Below are 20,820 nucleotides of genomic sequence, written 5' to 3'. Positions count from 1 at the left end.
TCCGCGGGATGCAAACGGGGGAGATCTGAAAACGCCTGAAGGTCTGTGGAAGGATCCCTCTTGGTCGCCTCGAGCACCTCTAATAACGAAACCGCTAACACGGCAAGCACCGATGGTGCCACCCGCCGCCTCTCATTCGCAAAGATTCACGAACCGCTGGATGTTCCGAATCTTCTCGCCCTGCAGACAGACAGCTTTGACTGGCTGGTCGGAAACGAACGCTGGCAGGCGCGGGTAGCGAAGGCTGTCGAGGAGGGCGACCTCAGCGTCGCCACCACCTCCGGACTTGCCGACATCTTCGAAGAGATCTCCCCGATCGAGGACTTCCAGGGCACCATGTCCCTGAGCTTCTCCGAGCCGGAGTTCGCTGATCCGAAGTACACCATGGCCGAATGCAAAGACCGTGACGCCACCTACTCGGCTCCCTTGTACGTCAAGGCCGAGTTCATGAACAACAACACGGGCGAAATCAAGCAGCAGACCGTGTTCATGGGCGACTTCCCGCTCATGACCGAAAAGGGAACATTCGTCGTCAACGGCACCGAGCGTGTTGTTGTTTCCCAGTTGGTCCGTTCGCCCGGCGCGTACTTCGAGCGCGCTGCAGACAAGACCAGTGACAAGGACATCTTCACCGCGAAGATCATCCCGTCCCGTGGTGCTTGGTTCGAGCTCGAAATCGACAAGCGCGACCAGGTCGGTGTTCGCCTCGACCGTAAGCGCAAGCAGTCCGTTACCGTCCTCCTGAAGGCCCTTGGCTGGACCGAAGGCCAGATCCTCGAAGAGTTCGGCCAGTACGACTCCATGCGTGCAACGCTGGAGAAGGACGCCACCGAGACCCGCGAAGACGCCCTGCTGGACATCTACCGCAAGCTGCGTCCGGGCGAGCCGCCCACAGTCGAGGCTGCCCAGTCCCTGCTGGACAACCTGTACTTCAACCCCAAGCGCTACGATCTGGCCAAGGTTGGCCGTTACAAGATCAACCGCAAGCTGGGCATCGACCGCTCCCTTGGTGACAAGGAAGCTTCGGTCCTGCACGTTGAAGACATCGTCGCCATGATCAAGTTCCTCGTTGCGCTGCACGCCGGCGAGAAGACCATCATGGGCAAGCGCGACGGCGAAGACCACGAGCTCCGCGTCGAGATCGACGACATCGACCACTTCGGCAACCGCCGCATCCGCGCCGTTGGCGAGCTGATCGAAAACCAGGTCCGCACCGGCCTGTCCCGCATGGAGCGCGTCGTCCGCGAACGCATGACCACGCAGGATGTCGAAGCCATCACGCCGCAGACCCTGATCAACATCCGCCCGGTTGTTGCAGCCATCAAGGAGTTCTTCGGAACCTCCCAGCTGTCGCAGTTCATGGACCAGAACAACCCGCTGTCGGGTTTGACCCACAAGCGCCGCCTGTCGGCCCTTGGCCCGGGTGGTCTGTCCCGTGACCGCGCAGGCATGGAAGTCCGAGACGTTCACCCGTCCCACTACGGACGTATGTGCCCCATCGAAACTCCTGAAGGCCCGAACATCGGCCTGATCGGTTCGTTGGCTTCCTACGGCCGCATCAACCCGTTCGGCTTCATCGAAACCCCGTACCGCAAGGTCACCAACGGTGTTGTTTCCGACGACGTCGAATACCTCACCGCAGATGACGAGGCCGAGGTCCTGATCGCACAGGCCAACGCTCCGCTGGATGCCGACAAGCGCTTCTCCGAAGAGACCGTTCTTGTCCGTGCCCGTGGTGGTGGAGGCGAGCCCGTGCTGGTTCCGGCCGAGGATGTCCAGTACATGGACGTTTCCCCGCGCCAGATGGTGTCCGTGGCAACGGCCCTGATCCCGTTCCTCGAGCACGACGACGCCAACCGCGCACTCATGGGTGCCAACATGCAGCGCCAGGCTGTGCCGCTGGTCCGTTCCGAGGCTCCGTTCGTGGGCACCGGCATGGAGCGCGCCGCAGCTGTTGACGCCGGAGACGTTGTCATCGCCAAGAAGGCCGGTGTGGTAACCGAGGTTTCCGCCGAGCTGGTTGTCATGCTCAATGACGACGGCACGGAAACCAACTACCGCATCAACAAGTTCGCCCGCTCCAACCAGGGCAACTGCTACAACCACCGCGTCCTGGTCAACGAAGGCCAGCGCCTGGAAGTTGGCGGCATCATCGCTGACGGCCCGGCAACGGACCAGGGTGAACTTGCCCTCGGCAAGAACCTGCTCGTGGCATTCATGTCATGGGAAGGCCACAACTTCGAGGACGCCATCATCCTGTCCCAGCGCATCGTCGCTGAAGACGTTCTGTCCTCCATCCACATCGAGGAGCACGAGATCGACGCCCGCGACACCAAGCTTGGTGCCGAGGAAATCACCCGTGACATCCCCAACGTGTCCGAGGAAGTCCTGGCAGGCCTGGACGAGCGCGGCATCATCCACATCGGTGCCGAGGTTGAAGCAGGCGACATCCTGGTCGGAAAGGTCACCCCGAAGGGTGAAACCGAACTGACTCCGGAAGAGCGCCTCCTTCGCGCGATCTTCGGTGAGAAGTCCCGCGAAGTCCGCGACACCTCGCTGAAGGTGCCCCACGGCGAGTCCGGTACGGTCATCGGCGTGCGCGTCTTCGACCGCGACAACGACGACGAACTGCCCCCGGGCGTGAACCAGCTGGTCCGCGTCTACGTTGCAGCCAAGCGTAAGATCACCGACGGTGACAAGCTCGCCGGCCGCCACGGCAACAAGGGTGTTATCTCCAAGATCCTCCCGGTCGAGGACATGCCCTTCCTCGCAGACGGTACCCCGGTGGACATCGTCCTGAACCCGCTTGGTGTTCCGGGCCGTATGAACGTTGGCCAGGTCCTGGAAACCCACCTCGGTTGGGTTGCCAAGACCGGTTGGAAGATCGAAGGCGAGCCGGAGTGGGTCAAGAACCTCCCGAACCTGCCTCGTGAGACCGGCCAGACCACCGTTGCCACCCCGGTGTTCGACGGCGCCCGCGAAGAGGAAATTACGGGCCTGCTTGACTCCACCAACGTGACCCGCGACGGCGACCGCCTGATCGACTCCTCCGGCAAGACGCGTCTGTTCGACGGCCGCTCCGGCGAGCCGTTCCCGGACCCGATCTCCGTCGGTTACATGTACATCCTGAAGCTCCACCACCTGGTGGACGACAAGATCCACGCGCGTTCCACCGGCCCGTACTCCATGATCACGCAGCAGCCGCTGGGTGGTAAGGCACAGTTCGGTGGCCAGCGCTTCGGTGAAATGGAAGTGTGGGCGCTCGAAGCTTACGGCGCCGCTTACACCCTTCAGGAACTCCTCACGATCAAGTCGGATGACATCCACGGCCGCGTGAAGGTCTACGAAGCCATCGTCAAGGGCGAGAACATCCCCGAGCCTGGCGTTCCCGAGTCCTTCAAGGTCTTGATCAAGGAAATGCAGTCGTTGTGCCTGAACGTGGAAGTTCTTTCCACCGACGGAACCACGATCGAAATGCGTGACTCTGATGACGCAGTCTTCACGGCTGCGGAAGAACTGGGCATCGATCTGTCTCGCGCAGAGCCCAGTTCCGTAGAAGAGGTCTAGCAGCCGCTCCGGCGGGTGGTGCCAGCACCGCCCGCCGGGCAGCTCCCTCTTTCCGTAACCAAGACTTCAGAATTTAGAGAACAAGAGAGAACAGGGACCATATGTCCAGCGAATCCTCCTTCGGCCTCATGCAGATCGGCCTCGCCACCGCGGAAGACATCCGTGGCTGGTCTTACGGTGAGGTCAAGAAGCCGGAAACCATCAACTACCGCACTCTCAAGCCTGAGAAGGACGGTCTTTTCTGCGAGAAGATCTTCGGACCTTCCCGTGACTGGGAATGCTACTGCGGCAAGTACAAGCGCGTCCGCTTCAAGGGCATCATCTGTGAGCGTTGTGGCGTTGAAGTCACCCGCGCCAAGGTGCGCCGTGAGCGCATGGGCCACATCGAGCTCGCCGCTCCCGTCACCCACATCTGGTACTTCAAGGGCGTTCCGTCGCGCCTTGGCTACCTTCTGGACCTGGCTCCGAAGGACCTCGAGAAGGTCATCTACTTCGCTGCCTACATGATCACCAGCGTTGACGAGGAAAACCGCCACGCTGAACTGCCGAACCTCCAGGTCGAGCACGACCTCGAGAAGAAGCAGCTGATCGACAACCGCGACAGCGACATCGCCCAGATCGCCCGCGACCTTGAAGACGAGCTTGCCCGTCTTGAGGGCGAGGGTGCCAAGGGTGCGGACAAGAAGAAGGCCCGCGACTCCGCGGACCGCCAGATGGCGAACGTCCGCAAGCGCGCCGACGCCGACATCGAGCGCCTTGAGCAGGTCTGGGACCGCTTCAAGAACCTCAAGGTCGCCGACCTCGAAGGTGACGAGGGCCTGTACCGCGAACTGCGTGACCGTTACGGCATGTACTTCGAGGGCTCCATGGGTGCCGAAGCCATCAAGAAGCGTCTTGAGACCTTCGACATGCAGGCTGAGGCTGAGTCCTTGCGCGATATCATCCAGAACGGCAAGGGCCAGCGCAAGACCCGCGCCCTGAAGCGCCTCAAGGTTGTCAACGCGTTCCTCACCACGAACAACAGCCCGCTCGGCATGGTTCTCGACGCCGTCCCGGTGATCCCACCGGAACTGCGCCCGATGGTCCAGCTGGACGGTGGCCGCTTCGCGACCTCCGACCTCAACGACCTCTACCGCCGTGTGATCAACCGAAACAACCGCCTCAAGCGCCTGCTTGACCTCGGTGCTCCGGAGATCATCGTCAACAACGAGAAGCGCATGCTTCAGGAAGCTGTTGACAGCCTCTTCGACAACGGCCGTCGTGGCCGTCCCGTCACTGGCCCGGGCAACCGTCCGCTGAAGTCCCTGAGCGACATGCTCAAGGGCAAGCAGGGCCGTTTCCGCCAGAACCTGCTCGGTAAGCGTGTTGACTACTCCGGCCGTTCGGTCATCGTCGTCGGCCCGCAGCTGAAGCTGCACCAGTGCGGCCTGCCGAAGCAGATGGCCCTGGAGCTCTTCAAGCCGTTCGTGATGAAGCGCCTGGTTGACCTCAACCACGCACAGAACATCAAGTCGGCAAAGCGCATGGTTGAGCGTTACCGTCCGCAGGTCTGGGACGTGCTGGAAGAGATCATCACCGAACACCCGGTGCTGCTCAACCGTGCACCTACCCTGCACCGCCTTGGTATCCAGGCCTTCGAACCGCAGCTTGTTGAAGGTAAGGCAATCCAGCTTCACCCGCTGGTTTGTGGCGCCTTCAACGCTGACTTCGACGGCGACCAGATGGCAGTCCACCTGCCGCTGAGCCCGGAAGCCCAGGCCGAAGCCCGCATCCTGATGCTGTCCTCGAACAACATCCTGAAGCCGTCCGATGGCCGCCCGGTCACCCTGCCTTCGCAGGATATGATTATCGGCCTGTACCACCTGACCACCAAGCGCGTCGGCTCTGCCGGCGAGGGCCGCGTGTTCTCCTCGGTGTCGGAAGCCATCATGGCCTACGATGCCCGTGAACTGCACCTGAACTCCCAGGTGAAGATCCGTCTGGAGAACTTCGTTCCCTACGCAGGTTGGGAAGCTCCGGAAGGTTGGGAGCCCGGTCAGCCGGCTCTCGTTGAAACCTCCCTCGGCCAGGTCATCTTCAACCAGACCCTGCCTGAGGACTACCCCTGGGTTGAGGCTGTTGCGGACAAGGGCGAACTGTCCCGGATCGTCAACGACCTCGCAGAGCGCTACCCGAAGGTTGTTACTGCGGCAACGCTGGACAACCTGAAGGACGCCGGTTTCTACTGGGCTACCCGCTCGGGCGTCACCGTGGCCATCTCCGACATCGAAGTTCCGGACACCAAGCCGGGCATCCTTGCCGGTTACGAGAACATGGCTGCCAAGATCCAGGGCCAGTACGACAAGGGCCTGATCGACGACGACGAGCGTCGCCAGGAACTGATCGAGATCTGGAACAAGGCAACCAACGAGATCGCCCAGGCGATGCGTGACAGCCTGTCCCCGATGAACACCATCAACCGCATGGTGTCCTCCGGTGCACGTGGTAACTGGATGCAGGTCCGCCAGATCGCGGGTATCCGTGGTCTTGTGGCCAACCCGAAGGGTGAAATCATCCCGCGTCCGATCAAGTCCTCCTACCGTGAGGGCCTGTCGGTGCTGGAATACTTCATCGCCACGCACGGTGCCCGTAAGGGTCTGGCCGATACCGCTCTCCGTACCGCCAACTCGGGTTACCTGACCCGTCGTCTGGTGGACGTCTCGCAGGACGTCATCGTCCGCGAAGAGGACTGTGGAACCGAGCGCGGCCTGGTCACGCCGATCGCAGTTCCGGACTCCAACGGCGAGTTGGTCCTGGACGAGAACGTCGAGAACAGCGCCTACGCACGGACGCTGGCTGTCGACGTCGTCGATGCCCAGGGCAACGTCCTGGCACCGGCCGGCACCGACTGCGGCGACGTCGTGATCGGCCAGCTGCTCGCAGCCGGCATCACCGAGGTCAAGGTCCGTTCCGTTCTCACCTGTGAGTCCAAGGTCGGCACTTGTGCCCTGTGCTACGGCCGTTCGCTGGCAACCGGCAAGACCGTGGACATCGGAGAGGCCGTCGGCATCATCGCCGCACAGTCGATTGGTGAGCCCGGTACCCAGCTGACCATGCGTACGTTCCACACCGGTGGTGCTGTATCCGCAGGTGGTGGCGACGACATCACCCAGGGTCTGCCCCGTATCCAGGAACTGTTCGAAGCCCGTACTCCGAAGGGTGTGGCACCGATTGCGGAAGCAGCCGGACGCATCACCATCGAAGAGTCCGAGCGCCAGATGCGCCTGGTGATCACTCCGGACGACGGTTCCGAAGAGATCGCCTACCCGGTACTGCGCCGGTCCCGCCTCCTCATCGAAGACGGCGACCACGTGAGTGTCGGCCAGAAGCTGATCAACGGTCCGGTGGACCCGAAGCAGGTTCTGCGCATCATGGGTCCGCGTGCAGCACAGAAGTTCCTTGTGGACGAAGTGCAGGGCGTGTACCGCAGCCAGGGTATTGGTATCCACGACAAGCACGTCGAGGTTATCGTCCGCCAGATGCTGCGCCGCGTTACGGTCATCGAGTCCGGCGACTCCGACCTCCTGCCGGGTGAACTGGCAGAGCGCACGCGCTTCGAGGAAGAGAACCGCCGCGTCGTGTCCGAGGGCAAGGCACCGGCTTCCGGCCGTCCGGAGCTCATGGGTATCACCAAGGCTTCCTTGGCCACCGAGTCCTGGCTGTCCGCAGCTTCCTTCCAGGAGACCACCCGCGTCCTGACGCAGGCGGCCATGGAAGGCAAGAGCGATCCGCTGCTCGGCCTCAAGGAAAACGTCATCATCGGTAAGCTCATCCCGGCTGGTACGGGTCTGCCGCGCTACACGCAGGTCACTGTGGAGCCGACGGAAGAAGCAAAGGCAAGCCTGTTCACGGGCCCCAGCGCTTTCACCGACTTCTCCTATGACGCCCTGGGTGGGGACGGTGCCCCCGAGTTCCACGCCATCCCGCTGGATGACTACGACCTCGGCAACGACTTCCGCTGATTGCAGCGTTAGTCATTGACTGAACGCCGGGCCCCGCATTCTTCGGAGTGCGGGGCCCGGCGCGTTAACGGCCACTCCGCCGCAGCCCGGGGGAGCGGAGGACGACGGCGGCACCCGGCTGCCGCCGTCGTCCTCCATACACCCGATTAAGGCGGGAGATCAAGCCGTGCTAGACTTTATGTAATTGTTCTGTGTGGCAGTGGATGAAGGCCGCCGCAGCATCATTTTGGTTTTGTTCTCATGGTGTTGGGTGTGGAGTCTGTTTCCGGGTTGCGGGCAACTTGCGCAACGAATGCCGCACTTTTGCACGCCTACCGGAAGTTCCGGCCGGCCGCATGAGCAACGCCAAAGTTCCCACATGTGCACCGGCTGGCGCCTGTGCGTGGGGGCAGAGATCAAACAACGGAGAACACGAAAGTGCCTACGATTAACCAGCTGGTCCGCAAGGGCCGCACGCCGAAGGTCTCCAAGACCAAGGCTCCCGCGCTGAAGGGCAGCCCGATGCGCCGCGGCGTTTGCACCCGCGTCTACACCACCACTCCGAAGAAGCCGAACTCGGCCCTTCGTAAGGTCGCACGTGTGCGCCTCAACGGTGGCGTGGAAGTTACCGCCTACATCCCCGGTGTTGGCCACAACCTGCAGGAGCACTCCATCGTGCTCGTCCGTGGTGGTCGTGTGAAGGACCTCCCGGGTGTCCGCTACAAGATCGTCCGCGGCGCCCTCGACACCCAGGGTGTCAAGAACCGCAAGCAGGCCCGCAGCCGCTACGGCGCAAAGATGGAGAAGAAGTAATATGCCTCGCAAGGGTCCGGCCCCGAAGCGGCCGCTCGTTTCAGATCCCGTCTACGGCTCCCCGTTGGTCACCCAGCTGATCAACAAGGTCCTGATTGACGGCAAGAAGTCCACCGCCGAGCGCATCGTTTACGGTGCACTCGAAGGTGCCCGCGCCAAGACGGGCGGCGACCCCGTCGCAGCCCTGAAGAAGGCCATGGACAACGTCAAGCCTTCCCTGGAAGTGCGTTCCCGCCGTGTTGGTGGCGCCACCTACCAGGTTCCGGTTGAGGTCAAGCCGGGTCGCTCCACCGCCCTCGCACTGCGTTGGCTCGTGGGCTACTCCAAGGCCCGCCGCGAAAAGACGATGACCGAGCGCCTCCAGAACGAAATCCTGGATGCCTCGAACGGTCTCGGTGCCGCTGTCAAGCGTCGCGAAGACACCCACAAGATGGCCGAGTCCAACAAGGCCTTCGCACACTACCGCTGGTAAAACTTCCCGGACGCCGCCGGCTCCACCGAGCCGGCGGCGGACGTGCAGTCCATCCGAAAGGGAGACCCCGTGGCACAGGACGTGCTTACCGACCTTAACAAGGTCCGCAATATCGGCATCATGGCCCACATCGATGCCGGCAAGACCACCACTACCGAGCGCATCCTGTTCTACACGGGTGTGAACCACAAGATCGGCGAAACGCACGACGGCGCTTCGACGACCGACTGGATGGAACAGGAAAAGGAACGCGGCATCACCATCACGTCCGCGGCCGTGACCTGTTTCTGGAACAAGAACCAGATCAACATCATCGACACCCCGGGCCACGTGGACTTCACGGTTGAGGTTGAGCGCTCCCTGCGCGTCCTCGACGGTGCAGTTGCAGTGTTCGACGGCAAGGAAGGCGTGGAGCCGCAGTCCGAGACTGTTTGGCGCCAGGCTGACAAGTACAACGTTCCGCGTATCTGCTTCGTCAACAAGATGGACAAGCTGGGCGCTGACTTCTACTTCACCGTAGACACCATCATCTCCCGCCTCGGTGCCAAGCCGCTGGTCATGCAGCTGCCGATCGGCTCCGAGAACGACTTCGTTGGCGTCGTCGACCTCCTTGAAATGCGCGCACTGGTTTGGCCGGGCGACGCCAAGGGCGACGTGACCATGGGTGCTTCCTACGAGGTTCAGGAAATTCCTGCCGACCTCAAGGAAAAGGCCGAGGAATACCGCGCACAGCTCGTTGAGACTGTTGCCGAGGCTTCCGAGGAACTCATGGAGAAGTACCTCGAAGGCGAAGAACTCACCCTCGAAGAGCTCAAGGCCGGCATCCGCAAGATGACCATCAACTCCGAGCTCTACCCGGTCTTCTGTGGTTCTGCCTTCAAGAACCGCGGTGTCCAGCCGATGCTCGACGCCGTCGTGGACTTCCTGCCGAACCCGCTCGACGTTCCGGCGATGATCGGTCACGATCCCCGCGACGAAGAGAAGGAACTGACCCGTAAGCCTTCCGCTGACGAGCCGTTCTCCGCTCTTGCGTTCAAGATTGCTGCCCACCCGTTCTTCGGTCAGCTCACCTTCATCCGCGTGTACTCCGGTCACGTTGATTCCGGTGCGCAGGTGGTCAACTCCACCAAGGGCAAGAAGGAACGTATCGGCAAGCTCTTCCAGATGCACGCCAACAAGGAAATGCCTGTTGAGGGCGCTACCGCCGGCCACATCTACGCTGCGATCGGCCTGAAGGACACCACCACCGGTGACACCCTCTGCGATCCCGCAAACCAGATCGTCCTCGAGTCCATGAGCTTCCCGGAGCCCGTGATCTCTGTTGCGATCGAGCCGAACACCAAGGGTGACCAGGAGAAGCTCTCCACGGCTATCCAGAAGCTCTCCGCTGAGGACCCGACCTTCCAGGTCTCCCTCAACGAAGAAACCGGCCAGACTGTTATCGCGGGTATGGGTGAACTCCACCTCGACATCCTCGTTGACCGTATGCGCCGCGAATTTAAGGTTGAGGCCAACGTCGGCAAGCCGCAGGTTGCTTACCGCGAAACCATCAAGCGCGCTGTGGAGAAGGTTGACTTCACCCACAAGAAGCAGACTGGTGGTTCGGGTCAGTTCGCAAAGGTCCAGGTCTCCTTCGAGCCCCTGGAAACCACGGACGGTACCTTCTACGAGTTCGAAAACAAGGTCACCGGTGGCCGTATTCCGCGTGAATACATCCCCTCCGTTGACGCTGGTATCCAGGACGCCATGCAGTTCGGTATCCTGGCCGGCTACCCGATGGTGGGCGTCAAGGCGATCCTGCTCGACGGTGCTTACCACGATGTCGACTCCTCTGAAATGGCGTTCAAGATCGCCGGCTCCCAGGTGTTCAAGGAGGGTGCCCGCAAGGCCAACCCTGTCTTGCTCGAACCCCTGATGGCCGTCGAGGTCCGTACCCCTGAGGAATACATGGGTGACGTGATCGGCGACCTCAACTCCCGCCGTGGCATGATCCAGTCCATGGAAGATGCTGCAGGCGTGAAGGTTGTTCGTGCGAACGTTCCGCTGTCCGAAATGTTCGGCTACATCGGCGACCTGCGGTCCAAGACCCAGGGCCGTGCTGTGTACTCGATGACGTTCGACAGCTACGCGGAGGTCCCGAAGGCAGTAGCCGACGAGATCATCCAGAAGACCCGCGGCGAGTAATCACCCGGTAGCGGATGCAATTCCGGTAACCGGGAAGGCATCTCAGCGCGAGTGGCGGGGCCACGGCGAAGGTCGTGGCCCGGCCCCCTGCGCGAACAGACTCCAGGAACTAGTATTGGTTCCTGAATCTGAAATTTCACCAAAACCAAGCCCCCAAGTAGACTTGCTAGAGTTTCTGCCGCGAAAAGCGCGGCCGAGGAGCACGTCACTTGAAATCGTTCTAGGAGGAACCTGTGGCAAAGGCAAAGTTCGAGCGGACTAAGCCGCACGTCAACATCGGCACCATTGGTCACGTTGACCACGGTAAGACGACGCTGACTGCCGCCATTTCCAAGGTGCTGTACGACCAGTACCCGGATCTCAACGAGCAGCGCGACTTCGCGTCCATCGACTCTGCTCCGGAAGAGCGCCAGCGCGGTATTACCATCAACATCTCCCACGTGGAGTACCAGACCGAGAAGCGTCACTACGCACACGTTGACGCCCCGGGTCACGCTGACTACATCAAGAACATGATCACCGGTGCTGCCCAGATGGACGGCGCAATCCTCGTGGTTGCTGCAACCGATGGTCCGATGGCTCAGACCCGTGAGCACGTTCTGCTCGCCCGCCAGGTTGGTGTTCCCTACCTGCTGGTCGCACTGAACAAGTCCGACATGGTCGAGGACGAGGAACTCCTCGACCTCGTTGAAATGGAAGTTCGTGAGCTCCTGAGCTCGCAGGGCTTCGACGGTGACGACGCTCCTGTCGTTCGCGTTTCCGGTCTGAAGGCTCTGGAAGGCGACCCGGTTTGGGTCAAGTCCGTCCAGGACCTGATGGCAGCTGTCGACGAGTCCGTTCCGGACCCCGTACGTGACCGCGACAAGCCGTTCCTGATGCCGATTGAGGACGTCTTCACCATCACCGGCCGTGGCACCGTTGTTACGGGCCGCGCCGAGCGTGGCACCCTCGCCATCAACTCCGAGGTCGAGATCGTTGGCATCCGCCCGATCCAGAAGACCACGGTTACCGGTATCGAGATGTTCCACAAGCAGCTCGACGAAGCATGGGCCGGCGAGAACTGTGGCCTGCTGCTCCGTGGCCTCAAGCGCGACGATGTCGAGCGTGGCCAGGTTGTCGTCAAGCCGGGTTCCATCACCCCGCACACCGACTTCGAGGCAAACGTCTACATCCTTTCCAAGGACGAAGGCGGACGTCACAACCCGTTCTACTCGAACTACCGCCCGCAGTTCTACTTCCGTACGACGGACGTTACCGGCGTTATCACCCTGCCTGAGGGCACGGAAATGGTTATGCCCGGCGACAACACTGAGATGACCGTTGAGCTCATCCAGCCGATCGCTATGGAAGAGGGCCTCGGCTTCGCTATCCGTGAAGGCGGCCGCACCGTTGGTTCGGGACGTGTTACCAAGATCATCAAGTAGTTTCTGCTTGTCGATCGGGCGAGTCTCCGGCTGACGGAGGTTACCCACAGAAGAACCCCATCGCTTCGGCGGTGGGGTTCTTCTTTGTTATGATTTCTCTATCGAATGGATAAACCGGGCGGTCTGCCCGGACTCACCTGTGGAGTTGCCGTGCTGGGGTTCCTGACCGTCGTCGTCTTGCTGTTCCTTGCCGGCCTTAGCGCCGGGGCCTACGCCCTCGGTGTGGCCCGGGGCCGCCGTGTTGCAGGCTCACGGAGCGGTGCGGCGAGGGACGACGATGATGCTTACCGTGCGGCATACCTCGCGGGGCATCTGGCTGGCTGGCAAGACGCCGTAGCCAAGACGGCGCAAGCGAAGCAGGGCGAGGCAGCCCTTCCGCAGACTGTCCAGCAGACAACGGCTGCTGCGCCATCGGTCGTGACGCAAGCTGCCCCTGTGCGTCCGGCCCCCGAGCGTCCTGCCCCTGAGCGTCCTGCGGCACCGCGCCCGGTTCACGGATCCCCGGTGCAGGGCTACTCGGTCTACGAGCCGCTGCGTCCGGCTGCAGGGTTCGCTCCGCCCCAGGGTGCCGCGCCGCAACGCGTAGTTCTTCCAGCCCCCATACCCAAAGCTCCCGGAGGTCCCGGGCAGATGCAGCCGCCACCGCAAGCTGCGCCGCCCTGGCAGGGTGAGACTCCCCAAGAGGCTGCTCAGCGCAAAGAGAAGCGCGACCGGCAAAACATCAACATCACCCTCTATGTGGCGAGCCTCCTCTTGGTGGCGGCCGGGGCACTTTTTGTGGGTACGAGCCTGCCTGAGTCCCTTCGTTTTGTTGCCATTTGGCTTATCACGGTGCTCTTCTATGCCGCAGGACTCGTGCTTCACCCACGCGTTCCGCGTCTCCGCCCCGCGGCAATGGCCTTCACCGGAACAGGCTTGGCACTGGTCCCTGTTACCGGCCTGGCCATGTACAGCTTCGCTTTGCACAACGGGCCCCTCGCGTGGCTGGTGACGTCTGTCCTCGGTACGATTGCCTACGTCTATGCGGCGATCCGCTTGGATAACAAGGTCCTGGCAGCCCTCTCGCTCAGCTTTGTGGTTTCCACGGCGTGGTCAGGTGTTTCGGTGCTGGGTGGGGCCCTCGTGTGGTACTTCACGGCCCTGATTGGCGTCGCCGTTTTGTTGACCCTGGCAGCCATCTTGCGCCCGCGGTGGATTCCGCCGCTCTACATACGTCCACTGATGGCGCTGCATCCGTTTGTGGTTCCTGCGGTGGGTGTAGCCGCCACGTTGACTCCCAACCTCATGGCCAAGGGGGAGTACTCCCTTGTGATGGCGATGTGCGGCGCCTATTTCGCTGTCATGCTGTGGGTTCCTGACCTGAAGTTCCGAACGTTGTACTTCTACGCCGCCAGGGCAGCGTTCTCCCTCGCCATCATCGCCGTGGTGTGGGATGTCACGGGAGAGGTCAGCCAGGCTTTGCTGGCAGCGGTCCTATGCCTCGGGATTCAGGCTCTTATTCTGGCTTTCGCCGGGCAGCGGATATCTCCAAAGACGTGGTGGACGGACGCTGTCTCATGCCTGGGCCTGCAGCTCGTGGTGGCCCTTGTCCTCGCGATCGTGCTCGCATTCAGTACCTCGGAACTACCCGCGTACACGGCCTTCTACGTCGTCTTGGCAACCTCAATGCCCCTGGGGTGGAAGCTACGCGGGGGAGTGGCTTTTGCCCCGGCAGCCGTCGTTGCCGCCGCCTCGGCCCTGGCCCCCATGCTGGGCGCGTGGCCACTCTTCGCGATGTTCGCTTCCTCGGGCCTGTTTTGGTTCGGCCTGGCGCTGCGAGCCCAGGGTGTGTACCGCAAGACGCTTGTGCTTTCCGGGCGGATTGCCCTTAGCCTCGCAGTTCCCTTCCTCATCACCGCGCTTTACCCGGAACGTCCGGACGCTGCCGCCCTAACAGCTCTTGCATTGGTTGTAGTGTGCGCGGCCCAGCAAGTACTTGGCGCTGCGTTCGAGCGCTGGGGGGTTGGTCTACTGGCCCCGCAAATCAGCGCCTTGGCGTTTGGCGGTGTGGGCATCACCGCTCTGGCGGTCCTTACCGTCCTGGACAAAGCGCCCGGTCATCCGGTCGTGGCGGCAGGAGTGTTCGCGGTCCTGGCGGGCGGTCTTGTGGCCGGCATGCTCGCGTTTCCCCCTGTATCTCCGGCGGGCAGGGCGAGCCGGGCGTGCAGCGGGGCGCCGGAGTCATGGCGCCCGAACGGGATGGAGTTCCTGGCACCTGCCGCTGGCATGGTCTCCGCGGTAGTCGGTGCTGCGGTGGTTTCCCGGGGGATCGGGAACTTTGCGCTGCTGGCCCTTGCTATGTACTTCGTTGTCACTGCCTTGCGCCTTCCCGGATCCATGCATCGCCAGTGCTACTGGTGGCTCGCGCGGGCTACCGCCACAGTGCTGGCTGCTTCGGCCTACGTGGATCTCTCCAGTGCGGGCTACGCACTTTCCGTGGGCGGCGAGGAGGCAACGCCCGCAACGGTCATCGTCTGGGTGCTCGGCGCGCAATTGGTGGCGGTATTGGCGGTAGGCCGCAAGGCGATGTCCTTGAGCCTGCTGATGGTTGATGCTGGCGTGTTGTTGGCCTTGATGTCGATCGCCACCGCCGCCCTGAGTTTCCCCGTGGTGCTGCATTCTTCACCGCACGACGGGTGGCAGCCCGGAGCCGCAGCCATCATCACCGCAGCGGGGGCTCTCGTCGCCGCCGTCATGCTGCGCAAGCACCGTGTGGCATGGCTATTGGCTCCTGCCGCCATGCACCTTTTGGTTGTTCGCGGGCACAATGTCCGCGATGTTGAAATCCTGCTGGGGCTCTTTACCGCCTACGCAGGCTTCATGGTTGGGCTGACGCGCGAAGCACGATTGCGCGGAGCCTATCTCCTGGCAGGCCGGGTGCTTTTCACGGCCTTTGCGACGATTGTGGTCGCTGACGCCGCCGAATCCGCAGCAGCTGCTTCATTGGCACTGGCCGGTCTCGTCTTCATCCAGATCGCACTGCATCCCATCGTCCGGCGGCGTTTCGACGGCTCGCCGCTGCTGAAGGAAGCCTTGTGGGCGGGGCTCGTTGTCCAGCTGCTGCTTCCGTGCTGGTACCTTTGGGCCCGGGATTTCGACGGCGGTGGACGCTGGGTGGTTCTGTGCGAACTGACCCTGGCCATCGTTGCAGCAGCACTCGTGTGGCGGGACCAGCGCCATGCAGCGGCGTTGTATGCCGGAGTGGTTGCCGTGGCCGGGGTGGTTGTAGGCGCCGGTCCCGCGTTGACCTTTCCCTCGGGTACTTGGCTGCACCAGGCCGTCCTCAGTGAACTCCACGTGCCGGCCGTACTCTTGGGCCTGGCTGCTGGCCTCACTGCGCTAAGGGTCTTCCTCGGCCGCTTGAGTACATGCCCCGCCCGCCCGCAGCTGAAGTGGTCCTGGTTCGCCAGCGCGTTGTTCTTCGCATCGGTGGCCGGCATCTTCTCGGTCGATGCCAGCCGCATCCTTACGGGTCTGGCCGTCCTGACCGGGGCCCTCGTCTTCTATGCAGGTTCGCATCTGGAGGACCGTCCCCGTTTCTACGCCGCGGCCGCGTCCACAACACTGGTGGGGGCGGTAACGGGCGTCGAGGGTTGGCTGAACGAATCCGGAGCTACTACGGCATTTACCGGCGCGTGGCCTGACCTCTTGCCTTGGCTCGTCGGAGGAGTTGGGACGGGCTTGATCCTCTACGTATGGCGGCTGCTGGGAGGGCCGGCCATCACGGCCGAGCCGTGGAGGCGCTACTCGCTCTCAGCGACAACCGGGGCCGGGCTTCTGGCCACGGCCATCCTTGGGCTGGTGCATGACGAAACCGCCTTCACCGGTGCATTCCTGACGGCGGCGGCCGCTGTCCTCCTGGTGGTGGAAATTCCCGTTGGGAAGCACCTGGCCGCCGAGGTGGGAACCGTGGTGGTTGTTGTGGCCTTCCAGCGGGCGGTGATCTTTGTGGACAGCACCAGGCCGGATTGGTTCTGGGCTGCCCAGTGGTTCGTTGTGGCCGGCGCAGTTTTAGCAGGCCTGCGCTACAACCAGAAGCAGCGCGCGGCCGGGCGGTCGAGGTTGGGGATGGCTTCCGGTGTCCTGTCCCTCAGTTCTTTCGCAACCATCTTCGCTGGGACACCGTCGCAACAGATCTACGTTCTGGCGGCGCACGCGGTCCTCCTCGGGGCCGGGCTGTTGCTGTCCGAGCGGCTATTCGTCGGCTGGGGTGCCGTGGGCGTGGCAGCGAGCGTGATGTGGGCCCTGCGTTCGTATGCTTTTGCGATGCTGGCACTTGTTGCCATAGTGCTGATCGTCCTGGCTGTCTGGCGTCTGAACCGTCGGCCCCAAGAGCCGGGCGTGGTTGGCCCGAAGGGCGGGGAGCACACGCACGACCGAGTCGGATAGTGTTGCTCCCAAAGAGAGGATCACCATGGAATTCCTGATTTTTCTGGTCGTTATCGCAGCCATCGCCGGCTCTGTTGTGTGGGGCCGGAAGTACTTCCGGCACGAAATCGACCGGGCGAAGCGGATCAACCGGGCCAACAAGAACAAATAGCACTCCGAGGGGCAAGCGTTTTACGCTCCCGGGCACATGTTTTAACCCGCTTGGACTACAGCTGTTGTTCGCGGCGGCGCGCCCGTTCCAAGGACCGCAGCCAGTAGAACGACTCTTTGGGCGTTCGTTCCAAGGTGTCGAAGTCCACGTGAACCAAGCCGAAACGCTGCGAATAACCCGCGGCCCACTCAAAGTTGTCCATCAACGTCCACACGTAGTAGCCGCGGAGGTCGATTCCCTCCGCGTCCCCGCCCGGGCCGGTTGCCGTTAGCGCGTGGCCCAGATGCTCTGCCAGGTACGTAATCCTGTTGGTGTCCTGGAGCGGGCTGGTCACGTGGTCGGGCTCGGGGAAGCTTGCACCGCCTTCCGTGATGTAAACGGGTGGAAGTGCCTCCCCGTACCTTTGCTGCATTTCCTGCAGAAGGGTGGTCAACTGATCCGGCGCCTCGGGCCATCCAAATCCGGTGGTCTCATATTCGTCGTATACCGCAAGATGGAACGGCACGTTCACCATCTCTTGTGCTGCACCAGTCGGGATTTCAGCAGGACCGGAGCCGGACGCAACCTTGAGCGGGTAGTAGTAGTTGAGGCCGTAGAAGTCCAACGGCTGGCTAATGGTCTTCAAGTCGTCATCCTGCACCGGGCCCAAGGAACGGAACAGTGGCGAAAGGGCCAGCGGCGGCTTCGGGTATTCGCCCAGGAGGATGGCGTCGGCATAGATGCGGTTGAGGATCATGTCGAGGGCATCGGACATGAGTCGGTCGGAAAGCTTGTTGCTGGCCGGCCGAACGGGCGAATGCATGTTGGAAATGCCGATCTGGCCGGAAACGCCAGCAGCCCGCAGTGCCTGGACCGCCAGCCCGTGGCCAAGCAACTGGTGATGGGCTGCCGGGAGGCAATCAAACAGAAGCTGGTTGCCGGGGGAGTGGGCGCCCAGAGCGTAGCCCTGCAAGGTCACCGAGACAGGCTCATTCACGGTTACCCAAGAATCCACCCGATCGCCGTACCGCTCGGCAACGATCGCGCTGTACTCGGCAAAACGATGGGCGGTCTCACGGTTCAGCCAGCCGCCGGCATGTTCCAAGGGAAGCGGCGTGTCCCAGTGGTAGACGGTCACCATGGGAGAGATCCCGGCGGCCAGCAGCTTGTCGATCAGCCGGTCGTAGAACTCAAGGCCACGGGGATTGACGGCGCCCTTCCCCTCCGGCTGGATCCGCGGCCACGACAAGGAGAACCGGTAGGAATCGACGCCGAGCTCCTGCATCAGGGCGATGTCTTCGTCCGCACGGTTGTAATGGTCGCAGGCGATCGCGGGAGAGCCGCCGTCGACGATTGTTCCCGGCTTCTCTGCGAAGGCGTCCCATCCTGCTGGGCCCCGGCCATCCGCAGTCAAGCTGCCTTCGATCTGGAAGGCTGCGGTCGCGACGCCCAAGGTGAAACCGGGACGGAGGCGTGCCGCCAAATCCTCTACGGAACCCGTATCCTGGACAGTCATGCATTTATCATCCATAGCTGCTGCCGCCACTGGCAATGGGCCGCGAGCCCTCGATTAGCCTTTGGTCCATATTTCCGGCATACTGGATGAGTTGTTCAAGCGCTTCTTCGTGTCCCGATTCGGATAATGCCGGATGTCAGGGTCCAAGCTGAAGCCCAAACATAACCCTGAACCCCATGGAATGCGGTCGAGTTTGCGTGAAAATCGCGACACGCCCGACCGCGGGGGTCGGTGCGCCGGCAGGTTGAGGAACCCGGAGTTTCCGGATTCAGCTTGTGCGGCGTGTGGTGGTACAACCTCAAACGCTTCGGCGGCCACATCAACAGGTAAGTAAACAGAGCAGCCCTAACTAGAGCAGCACTAGCTGAAAGAGAGTCAGGCGACATGGCGGGACAAAAAATCCGCATCCGGCTGAAGTCATATGACCACGAGGTCATTGATGTTTCAGCGCGGAAGATCGTTGAGACGGTCACGCGCGCAGGCGCAACGGTAGTCGGCCCGGTGCCGCTGCCGACGGAGAAGAACGTTTACTGCGTTATTCGCTCTCCGCACAAGTACAAGGACAGCCGTGAGCACTTCGAAATGCGTACTCACAAGCGTCTGATCGACATCATCGACCCCACGCCGAAGGCCGTTGACTCGCTTATGCGTCTCGACCTGCCTGCAGACGTGAACATCGAAATCAAGCTCTAGGGAGGTGCTGAGAGACTATGACCGCAACCCGTAACGTGAAGGGCCTGCTGGGCACGAAGCTCGGCATGACCCAGGTCTGGGACGAGAACAACAAGCTCATCCCGGTAACTGTTGTCCAGGCTGACTCCAACGTCATCACCCAGCTGCGCAACGCAGAGGCCGATGGCTACGTCGCCGTACAGATCGGCTACGGCCAGATCGACCCCCGCAAGGTCACCAAGCCGCTGGCTGGTCACTTTGAGAAGGCCGGCGTAACTCCTCGCCGCCACGTCGTCGAACTGCGTACCGCAGACGCCGCATCCTACGAGCTGGGCCAGGAGCTCTCTGTTGAGATCTTCGAAGCCGGCCAGAAGATCGACGTCGTCGGCACCTCCAAGGGTAAGGGCTTTGCCGGTGTTATGAAGCGTCACGGCTTCTCCGGTGTCGGCGCTTCCCACGGTGCCCACAAGAACCACCGTAAGCCTGGCTCCATCGGTGGCGCATCCACCCCGAGCCGCGTCTTCAAGGGTCTGAAAATGGCCGGCCGCATGGGCGCCGTACGTCACACCACCCTGAACCTCACCGTTCACGCTGTTGACGTCGAGAAGTCGCTGCTCCTTATCAAGGGTGCCGTCCCCGGTGCCCGCGGCCAGGTCGTACTCGTACGTTCCGCCGTGAAGGGAGCCTAGTTAAATGACTAGCACTGTCAAGGTAGACCTGCCTGCAGAGATCTTCGACGTCCAGACCAACGTGCCCCTGCTGCACCAGGTCGTCGTCGCACAGCTCGCTGCTGCGCGCCAGGGTACCCACAAGACCAAGACCCGCGCCGAGGTTTCCGGTGCAGGTCGCAAGCCGTTCAAGCAGAAGGGCACCGGTCGCGCCCGTCAGGGTTCCATCCGTGCTCCCCACATGACCGGCGGTGGCATCGTCCACGGTCCGACCCCGCGCGACTACAGCCAGCGCACCCCCAAGAAGATGAAGGCTGCTGCTCTCCGTGGCGCCCTCTCTGACCGCGCCCGCAACGGCCGCATCCACGTTATTGAAGCCCTGGTTGCCGGCACCAAGCCGTCCGCCAAGGAAGCACTGGCGTCGCTGCGTGCAGTCTCCGAGCGCAAGAACCTGCTCGTCGTAATCGAGCGCGCCGAAGACGTTGCTGCACTGTCCGTGCGCAACCTCGCAGATGTTCACGTTCTGTACGCAGACCAGCTGAACACCTACGACGTGCTCATCTCCGACGACGTGGTCTTCACCAAGGCTGCTTTCGACGCGTTCGTCGCTGACAAGGCAAAGAACGAGGAGGCCTCCAAGTGAGCGTAACCACCATCAAGGACCCGCGCGACGTCGTGCTTGCACCCGTCGTTTCGGAAAAGAGCTACGGTCTGATCGACGAAGGCAAGTACACCTTCCTGGTGGACCCCCGCTCGAACAAGACCGAGATCAAGCTGGCCGTGGAGAAGATCTTCTCCGTCAAGGTCGAATCGATCAACACCATCAACCGTGCCGGTAAGCGCAAGCGCACCAAATTCGGCTGGGGACAGCGCAAGAGCACCAAGCGTGCCATTGTCACCCTCAAAGAAGGCACAATCGACATCTTCGGCGGTCCGCTCGCGTAGCGGAGACCACTTTAACGAGGA

At 62.2% G+C, this 20,820-nt stretch carries 13 protein-coding genes; 12 read left to right on the top strand and 1 reads right to left on the bottom strand.

Going from position 1 to position 20,820, the window contains the following annotated elements; translation table 11 throughout:
• Positions 1-60: 60 nt before the first annotated feature.
• The 8 genes from rpoB to AUR_RS20695 all read left to right on the top strand — a co-directional run bounded on the left by rpoB (position 61) and on the right by AUR_RS20695 (position 17,019).
• Complete coding sequence (gene rpoB / locus AUR_RS04760) at positions 61-3,567, top strand: DNA-directed RNA polymerase subunit beta (RefSeq protein WP_031216553.1); 3,507 nt, start codon at positions 61-63, stop codon at positions 3,565-3,567.
• Between the two features lie 101 nt (positions 3,568-3,668).
• The gene (locus tag AUR_RS04755; RefSeq protein WP_021472398.1) at positions 3,669-7,568 is read left to right on the top strand and encodes a DNA-directed RNA polymerase subunit beta'; all 3,900 of its coding nucleotides are present in this window, start codon (positions 3,669-3,671) and stop codon (positions 7,566-7,568) included.
• Between the two features lie 417 nt (positions 7,569-7,985).
• Positions 7,986-8,360, top strand: coding sequence for a 30S ribosomal protein S12 (gene rpsL, locus AUR_RS04750; RefSeq protein ID WP_009358312.1), 375 nt, complete (start codon positions 7,986-7,988; stop codon positions 8,358-8,360).
• Position 8,361: 1 nt separating this feature from the next.
• The gene (gene rpsG, locus AUR_RS04745) at positions 8,362-8,832 is read left to right on the top strand and encodes a 30S ribosomal protein S7 (protein ID WP_021472399.1); all 471 of its coding nucleotides are present in this window, start codon (positions 8,362-8,364) and stop codon (positions 8,830-8,832) included.
• Positions 8,833-8,901: 69 nt separating this feature from the next.
• Positions 8,902-11,016 (top strand): elongation factor G, encoded by a 2,115-nt coding sequence (gene fusA / locus AUR_RS04740; RefSeq protein WP_021472400.1) that lies wholly within the window; start codon positions 8,902-8,904, stop codon positions 11,014-11,016.
• Positions 11,017-11,249: 233 nt separating this feature from the next.
• A complete protein-coding gene (gene tuf / locus AUR_RS04735) occupies positions 11,250-12,440 on the top strand; it encodes an elongation factor Tu (RefSeq protein ID WP_021472401.1) in 1,191 nt (396 codons plus the stop codon).
• A gap of 105 nt (positions 12,441-12,545) precedes the next feature.
• Positions 12,546-16,868: a hypothetical protein gene (locus AUR_RS04730; protein WP_128397059.1), complete on the top strand. Its 4,323-nt coding sequence runs from the start codon at positions 12,546-12,548 to the stop codon at positions 16,866-16,868.
• Positions 16,869-16,893: 25 nt separating this feature from the next.
• Positions 16,894-17,019 carry a hypothetical protein gene (locus tag AUR_RS20695; protein WP_021472403.1) on the top strand — a complete coding sequence of 42 codons (126 nt, stop codon included), beginning with the start codon at positions 16,894-16,896 and terminating at the stop codon, positions 17,017-17,019.
• 55 nt (positions 17,020-17,074) lie between these two features.
• On the opposite strand, the gene AUR_RS04725 is transcribed toward AUR_RS20695, so the two are convergent.
• A complete protein-coding gene (locus AUR_RS04725) occupies positions 17,075-18,514 on the bottom strand; it encodes a GH1 family beta-glucosidase (protein ID WP_062097500.1) in 1,440 nt (479 codons plus the stop codon).
• A gap of 384 nt (positions 18,515-18,898) precedes the next feature.
• Here AUR_RS04725 and rpsJ point away from each other — a divergent pair, with 384 nt between their 5' ends.
• From rpsJ to rplW, 4 genes are read left to right on the top strand one after another with little or no spacing between them, the layout of a single operon-like run.
• Positions 18,899-19,207, top strand: a complete 309-nt coding sequence (gene rpsJ, locus AUR_RS04720) for a 30S ribosomal protein S10 (protein ID WP_003803825.1) — start codon at positions 18,899-18,901, stop codon at positions 19,205-19,207.
• A 17-nt stretch (positions 19,208-19,224) separates the two neighbouring features.
• A complete protein-coding gene (gene rplC / locus AUR_RS04715) occupies positions 19,225-19,875 on the top strand; it encodes a 50S ribosomal protein L3 (RefSeq protein ID WP_021472406.1) in 651 nt (216 codons plus the stop codon).
• Between the two features lie 4 nt (positions 19,876-19,879).
• Entirely contained in the window at positions 19,880-20,497 is a 618-nt protein-coding gene (rplD, locus tag AUR_RS04710; protein WP_021472407.1) for a 50S ribosomal protein L4, read from the top strand.
• A complete protein-coding gene (rplW, locus tag AUR_RS04705; RefSeq protein ID WP_021472408.1) occupies positions 20,494-20,799 on the top strand; it encodes a 50S ribosomal protein L23 in 306 nt (101 codons plus the stop codon). The genes rplD and rplW overlap by 4 nt, the downstream gene beginning before the upstream one ends.
• Positions 20,800-20,820 lie beyond the last annotated feature (21 nt).

The organism is Paenarthrobacter ureafaciens (genome assembly GCF_004028095.1).
Taxonomy (GTDB): domain Bacteria; phylum Actinomycetota; class Actinomycetes; order Actinomycetales; family Micrococcaceae; genus Arthrobacter; species Arthrobacter ureafaciens.
The sequence above is the reverse complement of the archived record's forward strand: the minus strand, read 5'-3'. Positions and strand labels throughout refer to the sequence as shown.